The following is a 26,975-nucleotide window of genomic DNA, read 5'->3' on the forward strand; positions in this document are numbered from 1 at the left end:
AGACGCTGAAATACACGGCGTAGTATCAAGACAGGTAATGCCCGGAAAGGAGGAGGGACGCTGCGATTCGGCGTGGTGAAGAGGAGCCCGGGCACGCGCCCGGTCGAACAGCGTCATGCGCGGGTGGATAGACCGGGCTTTACTGAAGCGTCATGTCGTTCGAGCGGGGCTCGCTTACACCCGCTGCGCCGCCGAGCGCCTGCAGCAGATAGGGAATCTGCCCGGCCGGCAACGAAAAGGACAACCCCGCGCTGCCGGATAGCCGGAAGCGGATCACCACCATCTCCATACCGTTGAGCCGACCGACTTCCCAGCCCTGGCAGTGCAACGCAAAGCCCATGTCCTGATCGTTATGAATCACGCGGTCGGCGTGCTCGATGGCATTCGGCAGGGCAACCAGCAAGTCGTTGAGTACCGAGCGATGCAACGCTGCGGTGGGCTGATTGCCGTGAATGAGCAGGTATTGACCATCCGCCGTCAATTGCATGTCGGTAATGGAATTGAGCATGAAGGTCGACGCATCAGACACGGTTCGTGTCCTCCAGTCGGGGCGTTGTCCGGCTCGCGGCTTGGCGATCCGCCGTGTTCGCGATGTTCGCGGCGCTGCCGGGCGCCTCGCGTGGAGTGAGCAGCGACGCCAGAGCCAGATGGATCGAGAAGATCGGCGTTGAACTGGCACGCAGGACCGCCGCCAGAACGGTGGGTGAAAGATATTCAATCATGATCGCTTCTCCAAATCGCGTTTCGCAGGTAGCGGAATCGACAATTTGACGATAGCAGCGCACGCCGGCCGCTGGGTTACACGCGCCCTACGCTTCCTTGGGTTCTGTAACGCTTTATTTCGACGTGCGGTCTGCAAAGCGAATGCGCCTGCCCAACGAGCAGGCTACGCACGTTAGCAACCCTAATGTACGGAAAGTTTTCAGTAACGATCCAGGGCAATCACGTCCCTATACTTCGCGCTTTCCAGAGCCAAGGCACGTCGTTTCGAATGCAGCGCCCGCACGCTTTCTTCTCTGTCGCGCGATGCATCAGGACTGAAACCCAAGATGAAACTTCAAGTATTAACGAGCCGTTTAGGCGGCGCGCTCTCGCTCGCCGGCATGACGCTGACAAGCGGGCCCGCCCAGGCCGCGCAGCCTTTCGTGGTGCAAGACATCCGCATCGAGGGATTGAAACGTGTCGAGGCCGGCACGCTGTTCGCCTATCTACCGATCAAACAGGGCAGCATGTTCAGCGACGATAAGGCTTCCGAAGCGATCCGCGCGCTCTATGCCACCGGCTTCTTCAACGAGGTGCGGATCTCGACCGAGGGCAATGTTGTGATCGTGTACGTGCAGGAACGTCCGGCCGTCGGTACGATCGACTTCGCGGGTATCCATGAATTCGACAAGGAAAACCTCACCAAGGCACTCGGGTCGGTCGGACTGTCGCAGGGCCGCTATTACGACAAGGCGCTGGTCGACAAAGCCGAACAGGAACTCAAGCGCCAGTACCTGACCCGCGGCTATTACGCCGCCGAAGTCGTCACCACGATCACGCCGATCGACCGCAATCGGGTGGCCGTGCTGTTCTCGGTCGCCGAGGGGCCGAGCGCGAAGATCCGCCAGATCAACTTCATCGGCAACCAGGCATTCAGTACCGATACGTTGCGCGACGAGATGCAACTGTCCACGCCGAACTGGTTCTCGTGGTACACGAAGAACGACCTGTACGCGAAGGACAAACTCACCGGCGATCTGGAACACGTACGCGCGTATTACCTGAATCGCGGCTATCTGGAGTTCAACATCGAGTCGACTCAGGTATCGCTGACACCCGACAAGAAGGAGATGTACCTCACCGTCACGCTGCACGAGGGCGAGCCGTATACGATTACGTCGATCGGACTCGCGGGCAATCTGCTCGATCGCGAAGCGGAATTGAGAAAGCTCGTCAATATAAAAGCCGGTGAGCGTTTCTCGGCCGAGAAGCTGCAGGCCACCACCAAGGCCATTGTCGACAGGCTGGGGGAGTATGGCTATGCATTCGCCACCGTCAATGCGGTGCCGAAGATCGATCAGGAACACCATACGGTCGATCTGACATTGCAGGTGGACCCGAGCCGCCGCGTGTATGTGCGCCACATCAATGTGATCGGCAACACGCGTACGCGTGATGAAGTGGTGCGCCGTGAAATGCGTCAGCTCGAAAGCTCCTGGTTCGATTCGAACCGTCTCACGCTGTCGAAAGACCGGGTCAACCGGCTCGGCTACTTCACCGATGTGGATGTCACCACGGTGCCGGTGGAAGGCTCGCCCGATCAGGTCGACGTGGACGTCAAGGTCAGCGAGAAACCCACTGGCGCGATTACGCTGGGCGCGGGCTTTTCGTCGACGGACAAGGTCGTGCTCTCGGCCGGCATCTCGCAAGACAACGTGTTCGGTTCGGGCACGAGCCTCGCCGTGAACGTGAACACCGCGAAGACCTACCGCACGCTGACCGTGACGCAAACCGATCCCTATTTCACCGTGGACGGCATCAAGCGGATCACCGACGTGTACTACCGCACCAACTACCCACTCTACTACTACACGGACACGAGCTTTCGCATCATTACGGTGGGCGCGGATCTGAAATTCGGCATTCCGTTTTCCGAGGCGGATACCGTCTATTTCGGCGTTGGACTTGAACAGAACCGCCTCTCGACGGATTCGTCCACGCCGCAAAGTTACAAGGACTACGTCGCCGAATTCGGCCACGTGGTCAACAATGTGCCCCTCACGGCGGGGTGGGCTCGCGACAATCGAGACAGCGCACTGGTGCCCAGTCGCGGCTACTTCATTCAGGGTAACGGCGAAGTCGGCACGCCGGCCGGCGGCACAGAATACTACAAGGCGGACGTGCAGGCGCAGTATTACTACTCGTTCTCGCGCGGCTTCATTCTCGGCCTGAATCTGCAGGGCGGCTATGGCAATGGATTTGCGGGTAAGGCCTATCCGATCTTCAAGAACTACTATGCGGGCGGGATCGGCTCGGTGCGCGGCTACGAGTCCGGTTCGCTTGGTCCGACCGACAAGACGACCGGCGACCCGATCGGCGGATCGCGCATGGTAGTGGCCAACGTCGAGATGACGTTCCCGTTGCCAGGCAGTGGTTGGGACCGGACGCTGCGCGTATTCACCTTCCTCGACGCCGGCAATGTTTGGGGCGACGAAGGCAACAGTACCGGCGCCAACGGATTGCGTTACAGCTATGGTGCGGGTCTCGAATGGATTTCACCGATTGGTCCGCTCAAGCTTTCGCTCGGCTTCCCGATCGTCAAACACGCGACTGACAAATATCAGAAGTTCCAGTTTCAGATCGGCACGTCGTTCTGAGCGAGTCGCAAGGCTGCGGGCCTGAGCCGCGCAGAGGCTGCGCGGTTGCTGCCTGCGGCGCTATCGGTCGAGAGACCAGCGTCAGGATGTTGTGCGCAAGCAGAAGGTCACATCAGCCTGCGGCGTGCGGCGGATATCGGTCCGACCGAAAAACTTTCGTAAGCGCTGCGCCAGAAGGCTATCTAATCGCGTCTTATCAGCGGGGACCTGATCTGTAACATAGGCGGCGAGACTGCTTGGTCATTTTAAAACACGAGTGGAGCATGAAAGCAGGCCCATTCATGAATCCTCGCGTATGCGAGGTGCTTTTGTCGGGAGCGAATGTGCGGCGGCTTCTTTTGACCACACTGCTGGCGGGAATAGGCGGATTGCGAGGTTGCTCGACTACGCTGGAAAACCTTGGATTAGGGGTTGGGTTGGGCAGCGGGATGGGAACGATCGCAGCGATAGGTACGATCGCTTGCGCGATGGGCTGTGAGCGTAATCACGGGTTTTGAGTGGGCTTGCCGGGATCCAACTGGTCGTGATGACGCGTCTCTGCCGATGACACGACTGACATCGTCGGCGCTCGAATACCCGCTCTGACAGTTTGGTCCGGTCCCGGCGCATTTTATTCACTCAAACGGCCGGGTAGCCGTCGAAATACGAAGAGTTGTTACCGACGAATTCGTCCTGGTCTTCAAGATCCTTTTTACCTGACAGTTGTCTTCGAGGAGTCGTTGACGACGCCGGTAACGGAACGCACGATTTCGCGATTGTGTTCTTCTTGAGCGGCGGGTGTCACGGTACGTGAAGACTCAAGCTCTGCGCGAACTTCCGCGCGAGTCTTGACGCCCGGTCCATAGTTGGGAGGGCCTTCATAGCTGCCCGATCGGCCGATTCCCTGGCCTCCTTGAGCAAAAGCAGTCGTCGTGATGATGGTCGCGACGAGTGTCAACGAAAGTCGATAAAGGGTGGCTGACATATTGAAGCTCCGTTAGAGAAAAAATCTACGAAAGATAACGCTTAAGGATAAAAATGAAAGTTGGTAATGCGAAATAAAGATAAGTGGCAGTTAGATAAGAAATAAATTCGTGGCAACCTTCTCGGTTAAAAGTTACCTATCTTCGACGCTCTGATCTGGCTGACTGTCTCCGTGCGGGTCTGCCGGCCAGTCGGTATTGCGGTGAGTCCGTTTTCGAGCAGAACTGCCAACGCTCACGTTTCATTTGTGAGCGTTGACGTTCTCATCGCTCACTCGACCGCTTTCACCATATCCTCGATCACCTTCTTCGCGTCGCCGAACACCATCATCGTCTTGTCCATGTAGAACAGGTCGTTGTCGAGCCCGGCGTAGCCTGCTGCCATCGAACGCTTGTTGACGATCACCGTGCGCGCCTTGTACGCCTCGATAATCGGCATGCCCGCGATCGGCGATTTCGGATCGTTCTTCGCCGCCGGGTTCACCACGTCGTTCGCGCCGAGCACCAGCACCACGTCGACCTGCCCGAACTCGCCGTTGATGTCGTCCATTTCATAGACCATGTCGTAAGCGACTTCGGCTTCGGCGAGCAGCACATTCATGTGCCCAGGCATGCGGCCGGCCACCGGGTGAATCGCGTACTTCACCTCGATGCCTTTCTCCACCAGCTTGTCGGTCAGTTCCTTCAACGCATGCTGCGCACGTGCGACGGCGAGGCCATAACCCGGCACGATCACCACGGTTTCGGCATTGCCGAGCATGAACGCTGCATCATCGGCCGAACCGGATTTCACCGGACGCTGCTCAGCCGACCCGCCCGCCGCCGCCGCGCCCGGCTCGTTGCCGAAGCCACCGAGAATCACGTTGAAGAACGAGCGGTTCATCGCCCGGCACATGATGTACGACAGAATCGCACCGGACGAGCCGACCAGCGAGCCCGCGATGATCAGCATCGGATTGTTCAGCGAGAAGCCGATGCCCGCCGCCGCCCAGCCCGAATACGAGTTCAGCATCGACACGACCACCGGCATGTCCGCGCCGCCGATCGGAATGATGATCAGCACGCCGAGCACGAACGCGATTAGCGTCATGATGATGAACGGCAGCCACGATTGCGTGAGAAAGAAGATCACGCCGAAGCCGAGCATCGCGAGCGCGAGCAGCAGGTTGATCAGATGCTGACCGGCATACACGACCGGCGCGCCCTGGAACAGCCGGAACCTGTACTTGCCCGACAGCTTGCCGAACGCGATCACCGAACCCGAGAACGTGATCGCGCCAACGAACGTGCCGATGAACAGTTCGACGCGATTGCCATACGGCAGGAAGCCGGGCGCGGTGTTCTCCGGATCGACCAGACCGAACGCGGACGGCTCCGACACCACCGCATACGCGATACACACGGCGGCCAGACCGATCAGCGAGTGCATCGCCGCGACCAGTTCCGGCATCTTGGTCATCTCGACGCGCGCGGCGACGAACGCACCGACCGCGCCGCCGATCACCAGCGCGACCAGCAGCAGGCCGAGACCCAGGCCGAGATTCGAGCCGAGCCCGTTCGCCTGCTTGACGATCAGCGCGATGGTGGTGAGGATCGCGATCGCCATCCCGACCATGCCGAAGGTGTTGCCGATGCGCGCGGTTTTAGGATTGGACAGCCCCTTGAGCGCCTGGATGAAGCAGACCGACGCGACCAGATAAAGCAGCGTGACGACGTTCAGACTCATTACGCGTTCTCCTTGGCCGTCTTGTCAGCGATCAGCTTCTTCGGCTCTTTCTTGCGGAACATCTCGAGCATTCGCCTCGTCACTAAAAACCCGCCGAACACGTTGACGGCCGCGAGCGCGACGGCCAGCGTGCCGAAGAATTTGCCGGGCGTGCCTAAAGTCAGCCCCGCTGCGAGCATCGCGCCGACGATCACGATCGCCGAGATCGCGTTGGTCACGGCCATCAGCGGCGTGTGCAGCGCGGGCGTGACGTTCCAGACCACGTGGTAGCCGACGTAGATCGCCAGCACGAAGATGATCAGGTTGATGACGGTGTGGTTGATGACTTCCATCGCCGTTCTCCGTTAAGACTTGCGCGTGACTTCACCATCACGGGCCAGCAGCGTGGCCGCGACGATATCGTCCGCGAGATCGATGTTCAGGGCGCCTTCCTTCGTGATGATCAGCTTGAGGAAGTCGAGCAGGTTGCGCGCGTAGAGCGAGGACGCATCGGCGGGGACCATCGAGGCCAGATTCGTATAGCCGACGATCGTCACGCCATGCCTGATCACTACCTGATCCGCTTCGGTGAGCGGACAGTTGCCGCCGCGCCGGCCTTCGTACTCCGCGCCGCGTCCTGCGGCGAGGTCGACCAGCACGGAGCCGGGTTTCATCGCCTGCACGGTGTCGACCGAGATCAGCGTCGGTGCNCGCCCAGACGCTTGGCCGTTGCGATAGCCTGCAAACCCGCCACACCCGCGCCGAGAATCAGCACGCGTGCCGCCTTGACGGTGCCCGCGGCAGTCATCAGCATCGGCATGAAGCGCGGATAGAGCGTGGCGGCCAGCAGCACCGCCTTGTAGCCGGCAATGTTCGCCTGTGAACTCAATACGTCGAGGCTTTGCGCACGCGTGGTTCTTGGCGCGGCCTCCAGAGCGAACGCGGTAATGCCCGCAGCCGCCAGCTTTGATGAGTTTTCGGCATTAAAAGGATCGAGCATGCCGACCAGCGTCGCGCCGCGCTTCAGCAGCGGCAGTTCGGCGTCGGTCGGTGACTGGACCTTGAGGACGAGATCGGCGCCGAAAGCGGTCGCGGCGTCGACAATCTCCGCGCCGGCGGCCGTAAAGGCATCGTCTGGAAAGCTTGCGCCGGTGCCGGCGCCGCTCTGGATCGTGACCCGGTGGCCCTGGCTCACATACTTCCTGACCGTTTCGGGCGTCGCGGCGACGCGGGTTTCGTGCGCGCGCGTCTCCGTTGGAATTCCGATGTTCATTTACCCACTTACCTTCTGGTTAAACGTGCTCTTTGAATTGCATGTGCTCAATAGCTGCGTGTTCAATTTCGCCTTGCTTATCCGTCGTCCCCTGATTGATCGAGACAACAGCGAAGGGGAGGTGCAAGCGCACGGGCAGTGTGATTCCGATATCGAACCGCCATGGCGTCGCCGTGACACTCGATCTATTGGCGCCGCCGTGGGGCAAATCGTGTCGAGCGCCGATACCGCCGTTGTCGGAAACAAGATTCCGGCAACGGCGAATGTCCCGCCACTCAGAGATGTGGGCGGCCCGCAGCTTCGCGCGCGTTACGCCTTCTGATAGCGCGGCGCGGGCGTGCCGGTCTGGGTAGCGGCGAACAGAGCGGCGCGAGCGGCGTCGTACTTTTCCCACAGGCTTTCATCAGCGACCGACGGCCACGTCAACTTCTCGCCTCGGTCAAAACCAATCAGGGCTGCATCGACCATGTTTTCGGTGCTCATCACACTCTCCTGGCGCAAGGCCGACAGAGGGATACCCGACTCGTCCCAGATCTCGGTTGCCGTGGTCGCCGGCAGAACAACCTGCAGTCTCACACCCGTGTTCTTCAATTCATCCTGGAGACCGCGGCTGAATGCCAGAACGAAAGACTTGGTGCCGCTGTACACGGAGCTGACCTCCCACGAGTGGACCGACAGCACCGACGCAACATTGATGATGTCCCCTTCATTACGTTCGAGGAAACGCGGCAGCACAGCGTGGGTGAGTCGTGTCAGTGCCACGATGTTGAGATTGATCTGTGCCATCGAGTCGCTGACGGGCGTCTTCCCCAACGGGGTGAAGCGCGCCAGGCCAGCATTGTTGACCAGCAGTGTCACGCTGGAATCGCTGGCCAGCACGTGCTCGACCTTGGCGAGATCAGCTTCCTTGGCGAGGTCCGCTACCAGGACCTGAACCTTGACGCCATAGGTTTCCGACAATTTCTGCGACAGTGCCGACAGGCGATCCGCGCGCCGGGCAACCAGGATCAGGTCGTAGCCGCGCGCAGCCAGACGGTCGGCATAGACGGCGCCAATGCCTGACGAGGCACCGGTGACCAGGGCGGTTTTGTTGCTTGCAGTCATTTTGCTACTCCAGTGGGTTAGGTTGAGCCTTCAACCATATTGATTGAGGGCTCAAGTATAAAGCCATGCTATGGGCTCGTGTCAATAGTGAAGTGCTCAACTATTTTTCGTCAGGAGAAAGTTTCAGCGATCGAACTGAAGGCGGCAGCCCCGATTGCAGAGGGTCGTCGGGCGTCGACCGCGCCGATCTGCGGAAACAAATGTTGCGGGGGCTTGTCAATACTGCAGTACTCAACGATCCTTACGCCATGAAGAAGAAATCTGCTGATATGGCGGGCGCTGGCAGCCCGCGCGTGCCCCGGAACGAAGAAAAGAGCATCTTCGAGTCGTTGGTGTGCACAAACACTGCGCTCAGGCGCGCCGCGCGCCGGTTGGGCACGCTGTACGACGATGCGCTCGCACCGCTCGGGCTGAAGGCCACTCAGGTGGGATTGCTGGCGGAAATCGAGCGCATGACTGCCGAGTCCGGGGGCCAGGCCCCTACGCTCCAGGATCTGGCGACGAAACTTGCGATCCAGATTTCTGCCGTTACACATGCGCTCCGACCCCTCGTCCGAGATGGTTTTGTCGAACTGCAGCCCGACGAGCACGACAGACGGGCGAAGCGCGGAGCGCTCACCACCGCTGGAGAGGCGCGGCTGCACGAGGCTCTTGTGCTCTGGGCCACCGCAAATCAGCGCGTCGAACAGGTCCTTGGGAGCGATTCCGCCTCCGCATTGCGTGCTTTGGCTGACCACGTCGCATCCGATGAGTTTCTGGCGGCGTACGGTCGCAGCTAGGCGAAAGACGCTCGCGAGACCGTGTTCGCCCGGAAGACCAGGCTTCGATAGCGTGTAGATTCTCGCAATCTCTGGACCTTGACGACGGCTCGGGTGTAGACGCCAGTGCAAGGAGGAGCGCCGGTATTCGCGCGTGCCTGGTACAGGGAATGCGCGGAACGGCGCCGGGCGATTCATGGCAGCGATGTTCATGATGTTGCTGCCTCTTCTGAGCAACGCGTTGGCAAGACGGCAGCCACGGGGTGATCCACCATCGCCCGCCAGGAAGCGGGCGTCTCGCCGACTATTTTCTTGAACACGGTCGCGAAATGCGCATGCGACTGGAAGCCGCACTCGAGCGCGACGTCGAGCACTCTTTGCGGGGACGATCGCAACAGTTGCTGCGCGCGGTCGATACGTCGTTTCAGCAGATACTCATGAGGCCGCACGCCGGTGGCGCGCCGAAACTGGGAGGCGAAGTGCATACGCGAGAGACCCGCGCTCGCGGCAATGTCTTCCAGCTTGACCTGCTCAGACAGGTGATCCTCGATAAAATCCATCGCGCGATTCAGACGCCATGGTTGCAACGGTGCCGCCTCACGCTGAACAGCAACGCGAGCATAGTGGCGAGCGACGATTCGCGACACGACGGCGAGGCTCACCTGCTCGACGAACATCTTGCCGAAGAGAGCGCCGTTGCTCCGTGCGGCAATGAGCGCCTGGATGAGACTTTCAAGCACCGGGTCGCGGATCATGTCGGGACTGTCGAGCACAATGGCGCCTGCGCTGGCACCCTCGAAAAGGTCCTGATAGCACTCCGCCAATACCTGCTGTGAAACGAACAGATGAGCCAGGTCGGCGGACGAGTTGAAAATGGTTCGGGTCGATACGCCCGGCGCAGTGACCTGCGCAATGCCCGGCGTCATTCGACCCTGCGCGACGCGCCGGCCGGCATGGCTGAACGTGAAGTTAGCCCACTTCAGGTTCAGCGCAATACAATGCAATTCGTCATTGCCCGGGTTCGCCACTTCGAGTGGCGCATCACCGGCGTGAGTCCATCGCGTCACGACGACTGCGCCAGGATTCGCACGAGCCTCGACCTGATCTGCGTCGGCGCAGCGCCAGTGCACTTCGCTAGGAATGCTCGATGCGGGAAACGATGCCATAGCGTGTCCGTCCTTTCACAATGTTGAGCTTCGACATGGCGGCAGCCAGTCAGATCAGTTCTGCCAAGGTCGACTGCTCGAAGGTCACGATCGAGTCCTGAGCGCCGTCCCTGACTTTCCTCACCCAATTCGGATCAGCCGCCAGCGCACGTCCAACCGCAACGAGGTCGAACTCTCCATCGCCGAGGCGGAGCAACAGCGAGTCCAGCGAGGCAGCCTGGTGCTGGCCGTATTGCCGATCGGTGTCTCGAGCGTGGAGCGTGTGCAGAAAATCCGGCCCTTCGAGACCGATGGAGCCGACAGTCACAGCCGGCAAGCCGGTAATCTTTTTTGCCCAGCCCGCAAGATTAAGTGAGGAATCCGTAAATTCAGGTTCCCAAAAACGGCGCGTGGAAGCATGAAAAATGCTCACACCTGCGTCCGCAAGAGGAATCAGCAGTTGTTCCAGTTCGCCGGGCGTGCGGGCTAGCCGGCTGCTGTAATCCTGAACTTTCCACTGCGAAAAACGCAGCGACACGGTGAAGTCATAGCCGACCCGGTTGCGGATTGCCTTGACGATTTCAGTGGCGAATCGAGTGCGCCCAGCGATGCTGCCCGCGTACGAATCGGTGCGGCGGTTCGTCGCCTCCCAGAAGAACTGGTCGACAAGATAGCCGTGCGCACCATGTATCTCGACGGCGTCGAAGCCGATCGCGCGCGCTGTTTGTGCGGCTTGCGCAAAAGCTTCTATCGCGTCCGCGATCTCGCTGTCGGTCATTGCATGCGAGTGGGCTCCCTCTGAGGAGGGACCCTCAGACGGTGCGCTGGGTTCGGGGCCTGTGCCGGGTTCGCGCCGCAGCCCCATATGCCAGAGCTGGACCGCAATCTTGCCACCGGCAGCATGGACGCCGTCGACTACATGCTTCCACCCGAGGATGCTTTCGGGCGAATGGATGTTCGGAATGGCTTCGTCACTCGACGCCGCCGGCCGCCCGATCGTCGTGCCTTCCGTGATGATCAGGCCGACGCCTCCCTCGGCGCGGCGTCGATAGTACGCAGCCACGTCCTCGCCAGGAACGCCGCCCGGGCTCTTACGCCGCGTCATCGGCGCCATCACGATCCGGTTCGCCAATTCAAGTCCCGCGCCGTGAAACGGAGTAAACAGGTTAGTCTTTTCGCTCATTCGAAGCCTCGAATCGGTTATGCCGATAAACTTGGCGGCTGTGTCGGCGGTTCGCCAACGAACCTCATTCATGCAGAAGCGGTTACGCGACGTTGTAACGGGAAGCCGGCTTGCCCGATTGGGACGCCAGGAACAGCTTTTCGCGCGCCTGGTCGTACTCTTCCCACAACCTCAAGTCTTCAACCGACGGCAAGGTGATCGATTCGCCTTGTGCCAAACCGGCCAACGCGGCGTCGACGAGATGGTCGGCGCTCATGACAACGCTCTTATCCAGGTTGGAGACAGGGAAGCCCGCGATGTCCCAGAAACCTGTGTGAGTCGCCGCCGGCATGACCAGTTGGACTTTTACGTTGGTGCCCGCGACTTCCTGCTGAAGCCCGCGAGTGAAGCTCAGGACATAACCCTTGGTGCCGCTGTACACGGTGCTGACAGGAAGTGTATGAAGCGCGAGGACGGAGCTGATATTGACGAGCGTCCCTTTGTCCCGCTGCTTGAACAACGGAAGAATGGCGTACGACAGGTGGACGAGTGCATCCACGTTCAGTGCGTTCATCGTTTCGAGGTTGCTGAGCTTCGAGTCCGTGAAACCGCCGAGCGTGCCGGCGCCGGCATTGTTGACGAGCATCGTGATGGTTGCGTCGCGGGTAATGGCGGTCACCACCGTCTCGACGCCGGATTGCGTCGTCAGGTCTTCGGCGAGGAACGTCGCACGAATGCCAAACTGCGCCGACAGGCTTTGGGCCAGTTCGCTCAGACTATCGGCACGCCGGGCGATCAACAGGAGGTCATATCCCTGCTTTGCAAGACGGTTGGCATAGACCTTGCCGATGCCGGCCGATGCGCCAGTAATAACTGCAGTACCTTTGCCTGAAGAATGGGTGCTCATAAAACCTCCGTGGGACGGGTTGGATTGCGTGCTGGGTGGATCTCGCTTTCGATGGGTGGACTTTGCTGGTTTTTTTGGCATTGATATAGACGGTGGGCGCTCATATCATTAAGTCCACCCGGGAATAGGTGTCGCTCAAAATGGATAAGCTGCAGGCCATCACCGTCTTTGTCCGCGTCGTCGAGGCAGGCAGTTTTTCGGCGGTCGCACTTCAAACCAACACGACGCAGAGCGCGGTCAGCAAACAGGTGGCGGCGTTGGAGCGCGAACTCGGCACCAAACTGCTGACGCGTACGACCCGCTCGCTCGCCCTGACGCAAGAAGGTGAACGCTATTTCAACCGGGTGCGACGCCTGGTGGCCGAGATGGACGAGGCCGAGGGCGAGTTGCGGCGTGGTGAGCAGCAACTGGTTGGATGGCTGCGAATCGCGGCGTCGGTTGGGTTCGGTCGAATCAAGCTCATGCCAATGATTCAGACCTTCCTGGCTGCGCATCCCGCGGTGAAGATCGACATCCGTCTGCAAGACAGCGTTGTCGATCTGGTTGAAGAGGGAATCGATGCGGCGGTTCGTATCGGCGACATGCCGGACAGTACTTTAATTGCGCGTAAGGTCGGCACTTCTCCCCGGCACATCGTCGCACACAACCGCTATTTGTCGTCGCTTCCGAAGGGACTGATGGCGCCCGTCAAGCCTGAGGATCTCGCTGCGCACAACTGCGTTGTCTACACGGAATTGCCCATGCGCAACAACTGGACTTTTACCGCCGGCAACGGTGCGCTGGAGCCAGAAGGGACAACGCGAGTCGTTCGTGTAGCGGGTAATCTGCAAAGTAACAGCAGTGAAGTGATCCGTGCATCGGTCCTCGCGGGAATGGGCATCGGGTGTTCGCCGACCTGGCTTTTCCATGAAGAAATCGCCAGCGGCGAGGTCCAGCTACTGTTGGCCGACTGGCGACCTCCGCCGGTCTCTATTCATCTGGTCTATCCACGCGAACGACGGAATTCAGCGAAAGTGAAGGCCTTCGCGCAGCACGTCGCGAGCGCATTGGCTGACGGGTAGCAGTACTGTTGGATTAGCCAGGTCAATCTGGCGGCACATAAATCGCTCCTGCACGAATGGCGACTCAGAGGCAGATTAAAACTTGAGGGGCACGCTTCGCGCGGACAATGTTTCCGTGCGAATCCTAAATCGCTGGGCGCGGAGTAAAGCCCCTGTCGAGGTAGTCAGACAGACTGGCGGCGTCTCAACACAAAAGCGTCGCCGGTGTTTCTCTGCATGCGGCGGCGCCCGCAACCAAAGGAGCTGTCATGTCTGAAAATACCCCCATCCCTCCGTTCCCACCGTTCACTCTGGAGACAGCCACGCAAAAGGTGCGCGCCGGGGAAAATGGCTGGAACTCTCGCAATCCGGAGAAAGTGTCTCTTGCCTACACGGTTGACAGCCGTTGGCGCAACCGTTCCGAATTCATCACCGGCCGCGAACAGATCGTGCCCTTTCTGCGCCGCAAGTGGGAGCGCGAGCACGAATACCGCTTGATCAAGGAAATTTGGGCGTTCACGGAAAATCATATTGCAGTTCGATTCGCTTACGAGTGGCACGACGATGCGGGCAACTGGTACCGTTCATTCGGTAACGAAAACTGGCAGTTCGCCGAAAACGGTCTGATGGCTGTGCGCCATGCATCCATCAACGATGTGCCGATCAAAGAAGCCGATCGCAAGTTTTTCTGGGCGCTGGGCCCTCGCCCGGAGGATCATCCGGGACTCAGCAGTTTTGGGTTCTAGAAACGACGCCGGTCTCTTTCTCGTCGGTTCATACTCCTCTGCCGCGCGAAATGTAAGGAGGCGATACCTATCGTCGACTCAATGTCGGATTGCGGCAGGGGAGTACTCATGTGGCGGTGAATTTGCGGCGATGCCGTCGCGTTCGAAACGGGTCGTTCGTTCAGGCGGTGAGCGCGGCCTCGCCAAACCTTCAGTCTCCTTCACGAGCCGGTGAGACGCCACTTCCGGCTGCTTTTCAGCTACTGCGGCAGCGCGGACAAGGCGATTTCTCCGGCGCTGTCCAGTTGTTCGACGTGCCAGCATGTGTCGATCAGTTTGCGGGTCCTATCCGGCGATAGAATTCCTTCGGCCAGGTCCGAGAATTTCTTCTCGAGTTGCTGATCGGTCATCGGCACTTCGGTGCTGCCGATCGCGTGCTGGATGAATTTATGCAGCTTGCGCCCGTCCTTCAGTGTGATCGTCATGTCGACCTGCTCCGGCTTGATGGCCGGGTCGACGATGGTATTCACCTTCTGGCGCAGTGCCACCGTCATCGGGTCACGCACCTTCGCGTCGCTGAACTGCTTCTCACCCGCCGCGCCGTCGATCACGGCAATCGCCACCGCGTGATAGATGCTGAACTTGCCCTCGAGTCCGATCTGCGGGGTCTTCTTGCCGGTCAGTTCGATAACGAGAGGGTGCACGCGCAAATCGATACGGTCGATCTGGTCGGCTTTCAGATGATATTGATTGCGCAGCTGGATTGCCGCGTCGATCGCCGGGTGGATCACGATGCCGCACGCAAAAGGCTTGTAAGTGTTCAGCGTCGACTCGTAATGGGAGCCGAGGCCCTCGGTGATTTCGCGGTAGTCCTGTTTGGTGCTGATGGTGTTCGCCCAACCCCGTTTCGCTTCGATCATGCCGTCCGAACTGGTGTAATCCTGGCCTGCCAGCAGCGCGGCGAAAATACCGTTTGCGGCCGCGCGTCCTGGGTTGAAGCTCTTGTTCATCGAGCCGAACGATTCCCGCAGCCCGACCGGTTGCGACGCGGCGAGGCCCAATGCCCAGACCATTTGCTGAACGCTCAACCCCATGAGTTTGCCGGTCGCCGCGGCCGCACCGAATACGCCGCAGGTGCCCGTGATATGCCAGCCGACATCGTAGTGGTTCGGATACACGGCATTGCCGATACGCAATTCCGTTTCCACGCCGAGTACGAGCGCATTCAAAAAGTCCTTGCCGGACACTGAACGGTACTGTGAATACGCCAGAATGGCGGAGACGACTGGACCGGCCGGATGAATGATCGTCTTCAGATGGGTATCGTCGTAGTCGAAAATGTGACTGCTGACGCCGTTGATAAATGCTGCGTTCATGATGTCGAAGCGCTCGGTACGGCCAAGCAGGTTTGCCTGCGGCGGCCCGGAAAACGGGGTGAGCGCCGCGACCGCCCGGTCCACTGTTTCGTCATGCGAACCACCCACAGCGACCCCGACCCAGTTCATCAAGGTCCGTACTCCCTCCTTGCGGACCTGCGCGGGCAAGTCCTGATAACCCGTTTTGACAATGAACTCCGCGAGGATGCGCGTGACTTTTGGCGGCCGTGCGGCCTCGCCGCCGGTGGGCGCAGTTACGGAGGCCGCGCTGGCCGTGTCAGGCGCCTGAGCGAATACCGCCTTGCTGGCGGCCGCCGATGCCAAAGCACCCGCGGCACTCGTTTTCAGAAATAGACGGCGATCGATCGTGGACATGAAATTGTCTCCTTCAGGTTCGATAGCGGATGGCCTGTACGGTGGAGATCACCTTCAAGGCGAATTGGGTGCGGGAAGCTCGCGGAACGACGCGTCATGCCGTGATCAACGGCCTGAGTTCGCGAATGTCCTTGAGTGTCTCGAGGTGGTTGATCGTTTCGATCAGCCTGGCGGTTTTCGTCGCACCGAGTACGGGCGCCATCAGATCGCGAGCTTTCGCGTTGACGGCCTCGGTGGACAGCGGATTCTCCTTCGTGCCGGGCGGAAAGCGAGTGAAGTGGTCGATGGTGCGGCCGTCCGTGAGCGTGACTTCCACTTTGGCGCCGCGCGGCGCGGCTGGGTCCATCAGCGAGGGGTCCGGTTGCACACTGACTTTTGCCCGCTGCGCGGCGATCGCCGGATCGTGCATCAACGCAACATCGTGACTGTCGCGAAACGACACTGCGCCTTTGACCAATGCGAGCGCCACGAGGTGCTGACAGTTGACGTCGGGCATCGCGCTGTCGCCGACAATGCCTTCGGCATCCGACGGAATCCGGACGACGATGCTGCGCACGTTATCCGGCGTCAGGCCGTACTGCTTGCGCAGGCTCAGCAACGCGTCGAGGGGCGACTGGATCGGATACCCGACCGAGTAAGTCTTGATGGCCGTTTCGGTCACGTAGAAGCGGCTGCCGAGTCCGTCGAGCATCGCTTGCGGGGTCGGCTTCGTCGAAAGCGCGATGAACAGGTTGTGCGTTCCGTCGAGCACATCGTAGACGCCGGTCATACCCGACTGCACCATGCCGACGGCCGTCACGCCGTTGCGCGCACCCATGCCGGCAAAATCGAAGGCCTTTTCGATGTGGTCCTTGTCCTTGACCCAACTCCAGAGTCCGGACACCTGTTGCGCCGCGTAGGAAAGTGCATAGCGCATCTGCGTTTCGTCGAGCCTCGCGAGCGATGCCGCCGCGCCGAGCGAGCCGAACGTCGAAGCGGTGCCTTCAGCGCTTCGATGCGAGCCGCGCACAAGGTCCGGACCGAGCGCCATCAAAAGCCGGCAAGCGAGGTCGTAGCCGAGCGCCACGGCCCGGATCATTGCCTCGCCGCTTTGTGCCTGATGTTCGCCGACCGCAAGCGCCGCCGGCACCACCGAACTGCCGGGATGCGCCTTTGTCACCGGCTCGAAGTCGTCGGTTTCGTCGGAGTGCGCGCACATGGCATTGGCTAACGCCGCGTTGACGGTCGTCGTGCGAAACGACGACCCGATCACCGTTGCCTGCGGCTCGCCGCCCAGTCCGTGCACGTAGTTCACAGCCATCATGCCCGGTCGCATCCGCGCGCCCGAAACCATGGCGCCGAACGTATCGAGGATACGATGCTTGCACGCGACCATGGCAGCCTCGGGCAGCGGCGTATTGCGCGCTGACACCATGTAACGCGCGAGCTGGCCGGTGATGTCGGCTCCTTTGGCGGCTTCATTGCCGTCTTCGGTTGCCGCGCTGGCGACGCGCACTGGCAAGATCGACAGCGCCGCCAGCGCGCCCGCCGATCGCAGCAGCCGGCGGCGCGCCGACATGAAGTCTCCATCCATCGACATGGTGTCTCCGTGGTTTTTTATGGCATTGTGTCGAAACCTTAGTGTCGACACTTTTAGCGGCCTAGTCAAATATTTCGCTGAAATTTGACAACCTGTCCGCCAGCTGTGGTCACTTTGATAGTGCTTGGGAATGGCCATGTGGCGTTGATGTGTAAGGAATTGCTAGCGCCGCTCGCAAGCGAGGGTTCGCCTGCTGCGCCAGCCATATTGTTCGAGCGAGGAAGTATGATGAGCCAGAATGTCGACAGTAACGGGATCGAAGGGGGCGCCGAGTCGTCAGCCGTGGGGGAGATCGTCGACTGGGTGGCGCGCGGAATCATTGAGGGTCGTTTGTTGCCCGGTGACGATCTGAACTCTGTCGATCTCGCGAAACGTTTCAAGGTGAGTCGCACGCCGGTGCGTGAAGCACTGTTCTTGTTGAGCCGCGAAGGACTGGTGGACTGGTCTCCGCGTCATCGCCCGCGCGTGTCGGCGGTCAAACTGAAGGACGTGCGCGAGATCTACCAATTGCGCGCGATTCTTTACGCTCAGGTGTCGTCCGCGATCGTCGAGCAAGCGTCCGACACCGATATCCAATCGCTCTGGGACGCGCATCGCCGTCTCGCCGAAGTTGCCGCGCTAGGCGATGTTGATGGCTACTTCTGGGCGAATGTCGCGTTTCGCGACGAGGAACTCAGGGTGTGCGGCAACGGCATTTTCAAGGAAGTTCTGGATTCGATGCGCATGCGCACCAACCGCTTGCGTCGTCTGAGTACGTCGTTGCCAGGACGTTTGCAGCGCTCATGCGCGGATCATCAGCGACTGTGCGAGGCGTATTCGGAGCGCGACGGGGTGCTTGCCGCAGCGCTGAACCGGTCGATCGTGTTGAGCGCGCTACAGGCAATCGAGCAGGCATGGGATCACGTGCCCGTTAGCGGCAAGAGCGCGACGCCGAATCGTGCTTCCGGACTTTAGTGCTGTTGGCGCGATGAAGCGCTGATGGTCTGTCCAGAGCGCTTGGCGGGGCAAGGTCGACACTGAGCGAGTGGCCCAACTTTTCAGCGCTTTGCGGGCGGCGTGCCGATTGATTAATACGTCGGGCCGGGATGGCCCGAAAGTCTCGGTGCGGTTTTGCTGTTCGCCAGTCGCAGCGCTTCATTCGCGATGTCTTCGCAGCGCTCGTCGCTGTCCGGACGAGGCAGTGCGGAGCGGAAAAAGCGGCCCAACGGAATTCTTTCAGCTTCGTGGTTGGTGAAAGATAAACATCTATCACCAACCACGAGACGAGCAATGTTGCTGACCGCCGGAACGCCTGCACACGGTCCCACGCGGTCAGTGTCAACTCAGCATAAAAGGCGCCTCAACATATCGCCCTCACCATGGCAGCGAGTAGGTCTTGGTATTGGTGAAACTCTTCATAGCCTCCTGCACGCCTTCCTTATAGCCGAGTCCCGAATCCTTCACGCCGCCGAACGGCGTCAGTTCGAGTCGATAACCCGGTACTTCGCGTACATTCACGCTGCCCACTTCCAGTTCGGTGACGAACCGCGTGATGTAGTCGAGTCGGTTCGTGCAGACCGACGATGACAACGCGTAGTCGGTGCAGTTGGACATGCGGATCGCTTCGTCGATATTGGAGAAGCGCATGATCGGCGACACCGGCCCGAACGTCTCGTGTTTGACGAGCGGCATGTCGGGCGTAACTCGATCCACGACGGTCGGCGAGTAGAGCGCGCCATCCCGGCAGTTACCCGCCAGCAGCCGCGCGCCGCGCGACAACGCGTCGTTGACCTGCTGCTCGCAGAACCGCGCGGCCGCCTCGTCGATGACCGTGCCCATGTCGACCGAGCTATCCGCGGGATTCCCGTATTTCCACGCGCGCGTCTTGTCCACGACGAGTTCGGTAAAGCGATCGGCAACCGACTCATGCACCAGCATGCGCTTGATTGCCGTGCATCGCTGGCCGGAATTCTTGTAAGAGCCCGACACGGCGAGTGAGCTGGCTTCGTCCAGATCGGCATCTTCCATCACGATGATCGGGTCGTTGCCGCCGAGTTCGAGCACCGCGCGGCGGTAGCCCATCCGGGCGGCAATCGATTTGCCGATCGACACGCCACCCGTAAACGTAATGAGATCGATCGCGGGGTTCGTGATCAGCTCATCGGCAATGACGGCAGGGTTGCCGGTCAACACTTGCAGCATCTGCACGGGCAGACCGGCTTCATAGAGAATGTCCGCCAGCAGATAGCACGACAGCGGCACCTTCTCCGACGGTTTGACGACGATACGATTGTTCGTGGCGATAGCCGGCACGATCTTGTGCGCCACCTGATTCATTGGATGGTTGAACGGCGTAATCGCGGAAATCACGCCGAGTAACGGATCGCGTTGCGTATAGACGCGGCGTTTTTTTCCGTGAGGCGTGAGATCGCACGAGAAAATCTGGCCGTCGTCTTTCAGCACCTCGCCCGCGCCGAAAACCAGCACGTCGGCGACGCGGCCGGCTTCGTAGGTCGAGTCCTTCCAGCACAAGCCGGCCTCCGCCGTGATGAGCGCGGCGATTTCGTGCGTGCGAGCCCGCACCGCGTCGGCTGCGCGCCGCAGGATCGCCGCCCGCTCATAGCGGGTGAGGGCGGGGCGATACGCGCGCGCAAATTCGAACGCGTGACGCACGTCTTCCAGCGTCGCTTTCGGCACGGTGCCGACCAGCGTGCCGTCGTAGGGATTGCGCACTTCGATCACTTCGTCGCGATGGACTTTCTCTCCACCAATACGCAACGCTTCATGACGCACCTGCCACTGAGCTTTCGTTTCCGCAATAGCGTTCATATCCGGTCCCCGGTCATTGAAGGTGATTGAGTGCGATATCGATGATGTCGAAATTGCGCAGCCGTGCCCGCTCGACAACGGATTTCGCGACCGGTTGATTGAACAGCAGCGGCACGATCTGTTCGGCGATGCCGCCGTGCGAGCGCAGCGGTACATCGAGGCCGGACAGGTCGTGTTTGATGCGCCGTGTGCCGAGCACGACATCGCGCGTCGAGATCACGATCAGGTCGCCCATGCGCGCGGGCGGAAGTTCGAAGCGCGCGCAGCCTTCGGCGCCCGTCAGCACGACTTCGATGCCGGGTTCCGCCGAGAGCCGACGGCGCATCGCCTCGACATCGGCCGAAGGCGGAAGGTAGACCGTGGCGAACGATCCCAGCGCGCCGTGATGCACGACGTAAGGGTCGGTGATCGGCAGAATCACGCGAGCGGCGTCATGGCCGAGCCACTCGTCAAAGCGCTCCTGAAGATAGATCACGTTGGGTTCGCCGTCTTCGTTGTGCTTCGCATTCATGCCGTGATCAGCCGTGATGGCGACAATCGCACCGAGTTCGTCGAGCCGCCGCAGGTAGCCGTCCATCATCTGGTAAAACGCGTTCGCGCCGGGCGTGCCGGGCGCGCATTTGTGCTGGACGTAGTCCGTGGTCGACAGATACATCAGGTCGATCGCGCGGGTTTCGAGCAGGCGCACGCCCGCCGCGAATACGAATTCCGACAGGTCGGCGCTGTACACGCTCGGCACCGGCTTGCCGACCAACTCCAGCAGGTTGTCGATACCGTTCTCCTCGATCGTCGCCTCGTCGGCTTTCTCCGCGGAGAAGCACACGCCCGCCAGATCTTTGCCTAACAGGCGGCGCAATTTGTCTTTCGCGGTGACGACCGCCACATGCGCACCCTTTTCGGCGAAACCGGCCAGCACGGTGGGCGCGACGAGGTACTTCGGATCGTTCATCAGCACCTCGGTGCCGCTGTCGCGATCGAAAAAATAGTTGCCGCTGATGCCGTGAACGGAAGGTGGTACGCCCGTCACGATCGACAGGTTGTTCGGATTCGTGAAACTCGGCACCACGCATTCCCCCTTGAGCGCCGTGCCGGGATGCAGCAGCTTGCCGAGAAAGGGCGCAACGCCTGCCGCTGCCGCCATCTCCAGATATTCATAGGCACAGCCGTCCACACAGACCACAACGACGGGTCGATGCATCCAGTTGTAGCTACGGCCGTTCACTTCGATGGAAACCGGTGTTGCGCTCATGACGTGTCCTTTGGCTAGGGTAAGTCGGGTGTTGAGGATGAGGCGTTATGTGGCAAAGTGTGGCAATACTTGACATTAAAATTGATGCTTTGTAGATTGTCAACAACAGACAAAATTCTCGAATCCAAAAAAAGCAGTCGTCACGAAGCTCGTAAGCAGCAGTCCCGTAGCACCGGTCGTTTTCGTCGCTGGCCGCGACGCCACTTTCTCAAGGGGTCTGGAAATGAAGGATAAGCAGGGGTCAAAGGGTCGCAGCAGTCGCTGGAATGTGGCGTCGCGTGGTCTCGTTGCCGCCGCCGTCGCATTCGGCGCGGTCCAGTTCGCGCAGGCGAAAACGCAGTTGCTCGTCTATACCGCGCTCGAAGACGAAGCCATGAAGCCGTACAAGGACGCTTTCGAAAAAGCCAACCCCGACATCGAAATCCGCTGGGTGCGCGATTCGACGGGCGCGGTGACCGCCAAGCTGCTCGCTGAAAAAAGCAATCCGCGCGCCGACGTCGTGCTCGGACTCGCGGCATCCAGTCTGACGCTGCTCGATCTGCAGGGAATGCTGATGCCCTACGCGCCGAAAGGCTTCGACAGCCTGACGCGCAAGTACAGCGACGCCAATACGCCGCCGCACTGGGTCGGCATGGACGTATGGGGCGCGACGGTCTGCTACAACCGCGTCGAGGCAGAGAAGCGCCACCTGCCTAAGCCGACCTCATGGGAAGACCTGACCAAGCCCGTCTACAAGGGGATGATCGTGATGCCGAGCCCGGTGTCCTCCGGTACGGGCTATCTGGACGTGACCTCGTGGCTGCAAACGTTCGGCGACGACAAGGGCTGGAAGTACATGGACGCGCTCGACAAGAACGTCGCGCAATACGTGCACTCGGGTTCGAAGCCCTGCACGCTGGCCGGCACCGGCGAGTTTCCGATCGGCATCTCATTCGAATTTCGCGGGCACGAGTTGCAGGCCCAGGGCGCCCCGATCGATCTCATCTTCCCGAAAGAGGGACTGGGGTGGGATATGGAAGCCACGGGGATCATGAAGACCACCAAACAGCCCGAAGCGGCCAAGAAACTCGCGGATTTCATGGCCAGCAAGGAGGCCAATGAAATCACCGCGCAATGGTGGGCGATCGTTGCGTATCCCGGTGTCGCGAAGAAGCTCTCCGGCATTCCCGACAACTATTCGGAACTGCTGGTGAAAAACGATTTCACCTGGTCGGCGAAAAACCGCGACGCGATTCTCGGCGACTGGCAGAAGCGCTACGGCAGCAAGGAGCAGAAGTAGGGCCGGCTTCGACAGGGTCTTGAGGAGCGCCGGGCGTGCGGTACGCACGCCCCGAACAAACGGTGAAGCAGCGCGCGGCGGTGCGTCGCCGCCATGCAGGCTTGGCATCGGAGGAGTTTATGACAGCGTATTTGAGCGTGCAGAACGTCTACAAGCGGTTCAATGACACGCCGGTTCTGGAGGACATCAATCTTGGCGTGAAGCAGGGAGAGATGATCTGTTTCCTCGGTCCATCGGGATGCGGCAAGACGACTTTGCTGCGTATCATCGCCGGCCTCGAAACGCAGAGTGCCGGCCAGATCACGCAGGACGGCCGCGATATTTCGCGGCTGCCGCCTCAGCTTCGCGATTACGGCATCGTCTTTCAGTCGTATGCGTTGTTCCCCAATCTGACCATCTTCGACAACGTGGCCTACGGTCTCGTGAATCGCAAGATGAAGCGCGCGGCGATCGCCGATCGCGTCAACGAACTGCTCACGCTCGTGGGCCTGCCGGACGCGCAGCGCAAGCATCCGAATCAGCTGTCGGGCGGGCAGCAGCAGCGTATCGCCCTGGCGCGGGCGCTTGCCACCTCGCCGGGGCTGCTGTTGCTCGACGAGCCGTTGTCAGCGCTGGATGCGCGTGTGCGAGTGCGGCTGCGTCAGGAGATACGTCAGTTGCAGCAGCGGCTCGGCGTGACCACGATCATGGTCACGCACGACCAGGAAGAAGCGCTTTCCATGGCCGACCGGATCGTGGTGATGAATCAGGGCGTGATCGAGCAGATCGGCACACCGCACGAAATCTATCGCGAGCCGGCGTCGCCGTTCGTTGCCGATTTCATCGGCAAGGTCAACCTGATTCCCGCCGAAGTGACACGCGACGGCAACCTCAAGGCGGGCTCGCTGGCACTGCGCTACGGGTGCGGAACGCAGCGCGCGGTGCCGGGCTCCAGGGTGTCGGCCTTCGTTCGCCCGGAAGACATCCATATCAGCGCGCCGGGTAGCGCCGCGGACAATCTGCTGCCGGCTTCGGTGGAGAAACTGGAGTTCCTCGGCGCGTTCTGCCGGGTCAGTTTCAAGGTGGACGGTCTCGGGGAGCAGGAAATCGTCGCTGACCTGTCGTTTCACGAGATGCATCGGACGAGTCTGCAGCAGGGGGCGCGCTTCGATCTGGCCATTAGCCGCGAGCACGTGTGCGTGTTTTCGGCCGCGAAGGAGCGACTTCAATGAGTGCCGTTCTGTTGGAGCGTCGCAGCGGCGACGAGGCGCACGCCGAAGTGCGTCAGAAGAGCCATTGGCACGACCGGGTCGCGCAGTTGGCGCTCGTGCTGATGTCCGCGTTTCTCGGCGTGTTTTTGCTGTTGCCGCTGGCTCTGGTGGTCGGTAAATGCTTCGTCGACGCGGACGGTCATTTTGTCGGATTGGTCAATTTCAAAGGCTATCTGGCGGACTCGGGCGTGTGGACCTCGACGCTGCATTCGGTCACGGTGGCCTGCCTGGTGACGGCCATCGTGATTCCGATGGCATTCACGTTTGCCTACGCGCTGACCCGTTCGTGCATGCCGATGAAAAACGCCGCGCGCACGGTCGCGTTGTTGCCGCTGCTCGCACCGACGTTGCTCTCCGCTGTGTCGTTCATCTACTGGTTCGGCAACTCGGGCATCCTGAAACCGTTGCTTCACGGACATTCGATCTACGGGCTGCCGGGCATCGTATGCAGTCTGGTCTATGCCGCGTTTCCGCATGTGCTGATGATTCTCGTGACGGCGCTCTCACTGTCCGACGGGCGCCTGTACGAAGCCGCGGACGCAATGGGCACGCGCCGCGTGCGCAAGTTCTTCACGATCACGCTGCCGGGCGCGAAGTACGGCCTGATCAGCGCGACGATGGTGTCGTTTACGATCTGCATCAACGATTTCGGTGTGCCGGTCGTTATCGGCGGGCCTTATTCGGTGCTCTCCACTGACATTTATAAGCTGATCATCGGCTTGCAGGATTTCAACCGGAGCGCGGTTGTCAGTCTGCTTCTGCTGTGTCCCGCGCTGGTTGCATTCGCGATCGATTTTTTCATTCGCCGCAAGCAGCAGTCGCAACTCGGCGCGCGTTCCACGCCTTATCAGCCGAAACCCGCGCGCGGCTTCGACATGGCGATGCTCGGCTACTGCGGCCTCGTGTGCGCTCTGGTGCTGGCAGTGGTCGGCATTTCCGTGTTTGCCTCGTTCGTGAAGTTCTGGCCGTATCAGATGAGTCTCGGCTTGCAGCACTACAAGATGGGCCTGATCGGCGCCGGGATTTTCGACGCCTACAAGAACAGCCTGAAGATGGCGGCATGCGTGGCGATCGGCGGCACCATCATCGTGTTCGGCGGCGCGTATCTCGTCGAGAAGACGCGCGGACCGCGCTGGTTACGCGGCTTTATCAATCTGTGCGCGATTCTGCCGATGGGTGTGCCGGGACTCGTGCTGGGCATCAGCTACATCTTTCTTTTCAACTCGCCCGCCAACCCGCTCAACGGCCTTTACGGCACGCTCGCGATACTCGCGATCGTGACCGTGGTGCATTACTACTCGTCGAGTCATCTGACCGCCGTGACCGCGCTGCGTCAGATCGACAATGAGTTCGAGGCCGTCTCCGCGTCCTTAAAAGTGCCTTTCTACAGGACGTTTTTCCGCGTCACCGTGCCGGTCTGCCTGCCGTCCATCCTGCAGATTGCTCGCTATCTCTTCGTCAATGGCATGACGACCGTGTCCGCCGTCGCGTTTCTTTATTCACCCGACACGCAACCGGCCTCGGTCGCCATTCTCAATCTCGACGACGCCGGACAGATCGGACCGGCCGCGGCGATGGCCACGCTGGTTCTCGTGACAGCGGCGCTCGCCTGTCTGCTGTTTGCCGGCGTGTCGCATGGCGTATTGCGCAGAACCCAGGCATGGCGCACATCGCGTCGTGGCTGAAACAGAAACTTCATCTGGATCTACAAGGAGCTACCGTGAATCTGTCCTCCGCACCCATTCTGCTTACTCCTGGTCCGCTCACGACCTCCGAGCGCACGCGTCAGGCGATGCTGCGCGATTGGGGATCATGGGACGGCGATTTCAATCAGATCACCGCGCGCGTCCGCCAGCAGACGCTGCGCATCGTGCATGGCGAAGACACGCATGAGTGCGTGCCGTTGCAAGGCAGCGGCACCTTCTCCGTGGAAGCCGCGATCGGCACGCTGGTGCCACGCGACGGACGGGTGCTGGTGCCGAACAATGGCGCGTACTGCCAGCGTATCGCGAAGATTTGCCGCGCACTCGGCCGGCGCCATCAGACCATCGACTACCCGGAAGACACGCAGGTCAAAGCGGCGGATGTCGATCGCGCGCTGGCGGCCGACCCCGACATCACGCATGTGGCGCTCGTGCACTGCGAAACCGGGGCAGGCGTGCTCAACCCGCTCCACGAGATTGCCGAGGTGGTCGCGAAGCACGGGCGCAGTCTGATCATCGACGCGATGAGTTCGTTCGGCGCCATTGATATCGATGCACGCCGAACGCCGTTCGACGCAGTGGTGGCGGCCTCCGGGAAGTGTCTCGAAGGTGTGCCCGGCATGGGGTTCGTGATCATTCGCCGCAGCACGCTGGAGCGCTGCGAGGGCAATAGCCCATCGCTCGCGATGGATCTGTACGATCAGTGGGTCTATATGAACCGCACCACGCAATGGCGCTTCACGCCGCCTACCCATGTCGTCGCGGCACTCGACGAGGCCATTGCGCAATACGTGGAAGAGGGTGGTCTCGAAGCGCGCGGCGCACGCTATGCAGGCAATTGCCGCGCGCTGATCGAAGGCATGGCGGCACTCGGTTTTCGACCCTTTCTCGATCCGTCGATTCAGGCGCCGATCATCGTCACGTTTCATGCCCCCGACGATCCTCGCTATGACTTCAAGACCTTCTACACGGAAGTGAAAAAGCGCGGCTACATCCTGTACCCCGGCAAGCTGACCCAGTTGGAGACGTTCCGTGTCGGCTGTATCGGGCACTTCGGCGAATCGGGCATTCCGGGTGCGGTCGCGGCGATTGCCGACACGCTCAGAGTCATGGGAATCGAGCGGGTTTCGGCGAAAGCGCTGGCCTGAAGCGGCCGGCGCGGAGGCTTGTTCTTGCTTGAAGCGCGAGCAAGCCTCGCTTTCTCCGAATGGAATAC

The 26,975-nt window shown here is 60.6% G+C and carries 23 protein-coding genes and 1 pseudogene; 10 read left to right on the plus strand and 14 right to left on the minus strand.

The window, feature by feature from the left end; translation table 11 throughout:
* Nucleotides 1–139: 139 nt before the first annotated feature.
* Together AC57B1_RS38125 and AC57B1_RS38130 are read right to left on the minus strand one after the other, a co-directional pair.
* Nucleotides 140–529 (minus strand): hypothetical protein, encoded by a 390-nt coding sequence (locus AC57B1_RS38125; RefSeq protein WP_091793382.1) that lies wholly within the window; start codon nt 527–529, stop codon nt 140–142.
* Entirely contained in the window at nt 522–722 is a 201-nt protein-coding gene (locus AC57B1_RS38130) for a hypothetical protein (RefSeq protein WP_496420232.1), read from the minus strand. The genes AC57B1_RS38125 and AC57B1_RS38130 overlap by 8 nt, the downstream gene beginning before the upstream one ends.
* A 381-nt stretch (nt 723–1,103) precedes the next feature.
* On the opposite strand from AC57B1_RS38130, the gene bamA reads away from it, so the two are divergent.
* Nucleotides 1,104–3,359, plus strand: coding sequence for an outer membrane protein assembly factor BamA (gene bamA / locus AC57B1_RS38135; protein ID WP_496420346.1), 2,256 nt, complete (start codon nt 1,104–1,106; stop codon nt 3,357–3,359).
* Between the two features lie 691 nt (nt 3,360–4,050).
* Here the strand turns inward: bamA and AC57B1_RS38140 are convergent.
* The 4 genes and pseudogenes from AC57B1_RS38140 to AC57B1_RS38155 all read right to left on the minus strand — a co-directional run bounded on the left by AC57B1_RS38140 (nt 4,051) and on the right by AC57B1_RS38155 (nt 7,299).
* A complete protein-coding gene (locus AC57B1_RS38140) occupies nt 4,051–4,323 on the minus strand; it encodes a hypothetical protein (protein WP_408353943.1) in 273 nt (90 codons plus the stop codon).
* 269 nt (nt 4,324–4,592) lie between these two features.
* Nucleotides 4,593–6,047: an NAD(P)(+) transhydrogenase (Re/Si-specific) subunit beta gene (locus AC57B1_RS38145; RefSeq protein WP_496420233.1), complete on the minus strand. Its 1,455-nt coding sequence runs from the start codon at nt 6,045–6,047 to the stop codon at nt 4,593–4,595.
* Nucleotides 6,047–6,379, minus strand: coding sequence for an NAD(P) transhydrogenase subunit alpha part 2 (locus tag AC57B1_RS38150; RefSeq protein ID WP_074763055.1), 333 nt, complete (start codon nt 6,377–6,379; stop codon nt 6,047–6,049). Before AC57B1_RS38150 ends, AC57B1_RS38145 begins: the two co-directional genes overlap by 1 nt.
* 12 nt (nt 6,380–6,391) lie before the next feature.
* Nucleotides 6,392–7,299 (minus strand): annotated as a pseudogene (locus tag AC57B1_RS38155) (Rossmann-fold NAD(P)-binding domain-containing protein).
* On the opposite strand from AC57B1_RS38155, the gene AC57B1_RS38160 reads away from it, so the two are divergent.
* Nucleotides 7,292–7,621, plus strand: coding sequence for a hypothetical protein (locus AC57B1_RS38160; protein WP_496420234.1), 330 nt, complete (start codon nt 7,292–7,294; stop codon nt 7,619–7,621). The pseudogene AC57B1_RS38155 and the gene AC57B1_RS38160 overlap by 8 nt on opposite strands.
* Here the strand turns inward: AC57B1_RS38160 and AC57B1_RS38165 are convergent.
* Nucleotides 7,609–8,403 carry an SDR family NAD(P)-dependent oxidoreductase gene (locus AC57B1_RS38165; RefSeq protein WP_408185722.1) on the minus strand — a complete coding sequence of 265 codons (795 nt, stop codon included), beginning with the start codon at nt 8,401–8,403 and terminating at the stop codon, nt 7,609–7,611. The two genes, AC57B1_RS38160 and AC57B1_RS38165, sit on opposite strands and share 13 nt — an antisense overlap.
* A 248-nt stretch (nt 8,404–8,651) precedes the next feature.
* Here AC57B1_RS38165 and AC57B1_RS38170 point away from each other — a divergent pair, with 248 nt between their 5' ends.
* A complete protein-coding gene (locus tag AC57B1_RS38170; protein WP_408468809.1) occupies nt 8,652–9,182 on the plus strand; it encodes a MarR family winged helix-turn-helix transcriptional regulator in 531 nt (176 codons plus the stop codon).
* A gap of 188 nt (nt 9,183–9,370) precedes the next feature.
* Here the strand turns inward: AC57B1_RS38170 and AC57B1_RS38175 are convergent, their stop codons facing one another.
* The 3 genes from AC57B1_RS38175 to AC57B1_RS38185 are packed head-to-tail and all read right to left on the minus strand — an operon-like array spanning nt 9,371 to nt 12,456.
* Nucleotides 9,371–10,327 (minus strand): helix-turn-helix transcriptional regulator, encoded by a 957-nt coding sequence (locus AC57B1_RS38175; protein WP_496420235.1) that lies wholly within the window; start codon nt 10,325–10,327, stop codon nt 9,371–9,373.
* Between the two features lie 49 nt (nt 10,328–10,376).
* Entirely contained in the window at nt 10,377–11,561 is a 1,185-nt protein-coding gene (locus tag AC57B1_RS38180) for an NADH:flavin oxidoreductase (RefSeq protein WP_496420236.1), read from the minus strand.
* Between the two features lie 10 nt (nt 11,562–11,571).
* The gene (locus AC57B1_RS38185) at nt 11,572–12,456 is read right to left on the minus strand and encodes an SDR family NAD(P)-dependent oxidoreductase (RefSeq protein ID WP_496420237.1); all 885 of its coding nucleotides are present in this window, start codon (nt 12,454–12,456) and stop codon (nt 11,572–11,574) included.
* 59 nt (nt 12,457–12,515) lie between these two features.
* On the opposite strand from AC57B1_RS38185, the gene AC57B1_RS38190 reads away from it, so the two are divergent.
* Together AC57B1_RS38190 and AC57B1_RS38195 are read left to right on the plus strand one after the other, a co-directional pair.
* Entirely contained in the window at nt 12,516–13,436 is a 921-nt protein-coding gene (locus AC57B1_RS38190) for a LysR family transcriptional regulator (protein ID WP_496420238.1), read from the plus strand.
* A 248-nt stretch (nt 13,437–13,684) separates the two neighbouring features.
* A complete protein-coding gene (locus AC57B1_RS38195) occupies nt 13,685–14,161 on the plus strand; it encodes a nuclear transport factor 2 family protein (RefSeq protein ID WP_091793405.1) in 477 nt (158 codons plus the stop codon).
* 239 nt (nt 14,162–14,400) lie between these two features.
* On the opposite strand, the gene AC57B1_RS38200 is transcribed toward AC57B1_RS38195, so the two are convergent.
* Both AC57B1_RS38200 and AC57B1_RS38205 read right to left on the minus strand, forming a co-directional pair.
* Nucleotides 14,401–15,891 (minus strand): MmgE/PrpD family protein, encoded by a 1,491-nt coding sequence (locus tag AC57B1_RS38200; protein ID WP_496420239.1) that lies wholly within the window; start codon nt 15,889–15,891, stop codon nt 14,401–14,403.
* Between the two features lie 94 nt (nt 15,892–15,985).
* Nucleotides 15,986–17,470, minus strand: a complete 1,485-nt coding sequence (locus AC57B1_RS38205) for an MmgE/PrpD family protein (RefSeq protein WP_408354451.1) — start codon at nt 17,468–17,470, stop codon at nt 15,986–15,988.
* A gap of 228 nt (nt 17,471–17,698) precedes the next feature.
* Between AC57B1_RS38205 and AC57B1_RS38210 the strand changes: the two genes are divergently transcribed.
* On the plus strand, nt 17,699–18,424 hold the full coding sequence (locus AC57B1_RS38210) for a GntR family transcriptional regulator (RefSeq protein ID WP_496420347.1): 726 nt from the start codon (nt 17,699–17,701) through the stop codon (nt 18,422–18,424).
* Between the two features lie 399 nt (nt 18,425–18,823).
* Here the strand turns inward: AC57B1_RS38210 and phnY are convergent, their stop codons facing one another.
* Both phnY and phnA read right to left on the minus strand, forming a co-directional pair.
* Nucleotides 18,824–20,278, minus strand: a complete 1,455-nt coding sequence (phnY, locus tag AC57B1_RS38215; protein WP_496420240.1) for a phosphonoacetaldehyde dehydrogenase — start codon at nt 20,276–20,278, stop codon at nt 18,824–18,826.
* A 13-nt stretch (nt 20,279–20,291) separates the two neighbouring features.
* A complete protein-coding gene (gene phnA / locus AC57B1_RS38220; protein WP_496420241.1) occupies nt 20,292–21,527 on the minus strand; it encodes a phosphonoacetate hydrolase in 1,236 nt (411 codons plus the stop codon).
* A 223-nt stretch (nt 21,528–21,750) separates the two neighbouring features.
* On the opposite strand from phnA, the gene AC57B1_RS38225 reads away from it, so the two are divergent.
* From AC57B1_RS38225 to AC57B1_RS38240, 4 genes are all read left to right on the plus strand, one after another.
* On the plus strand, nt 21,751–22,806 hold the full coding sequence (locus AC57B1_RS38225; RefSeq protein ID WP_496420242.1) for a putative 2-aminoethylphosphonate ABC transporter substrate-binding protein: 1,056 nt from the start codon (nt 21,751–21,753) through the stop codon (nt 22,804–22,806).
* Nucleotides 22,807–22,925: 119 nt separating this feature from the next.
* The gene (locus AC57B1_RS38230; RefSeq protein WP_091800390.1) at nt 22,926–24,017 is read left to right on the plus strand and encodes a putative 2-aminoethylphosphonate ABC transporter ATP-binding protein; all 1,092 of its coding nucleotides are present in this window, start codon (nt 22,926–22,928) and stop codon (nt 24,015–24,017) included.
* Nucleotides 24,014–25,741: a putative 2-aminoethylphosphonate ABC transporter permease subunit gene (locus tag AC57B1_RS38235; RefSeq protein ID WP_091793413.1), complete on the plus strand. Its 1,728-nt coding sequence runs from the start codon at nt 24,014–24,016 to the stop codon at nt 25,739–25,741. Before AC57B1_RS38230 ends, AC57B1_RS38235 begins: the two co-directional genes overlap by 4 nt.
* A 35-nt stretch (nt 25,742–25,776) precedes the next feature.
* Nucleotides 25,777–26,907: a 2-aminoethylphosphonate--pyruvate transaminase gene (locus AC57B1_RS38240; protein ID WP_408354464.1), complete on the plus strand. Its 1,131-nt coding sequence runs from the start codon at nt 25,777–25,779 to the stop codon at nt 26,905–26,907.
* Nucleotides 26,908–26,975 lie beyond the last annotated feature (68 nt).

This window comes from Paraburkholderia sp. BGA-UO-ETr-F21, from assembly GCF_059567925.1.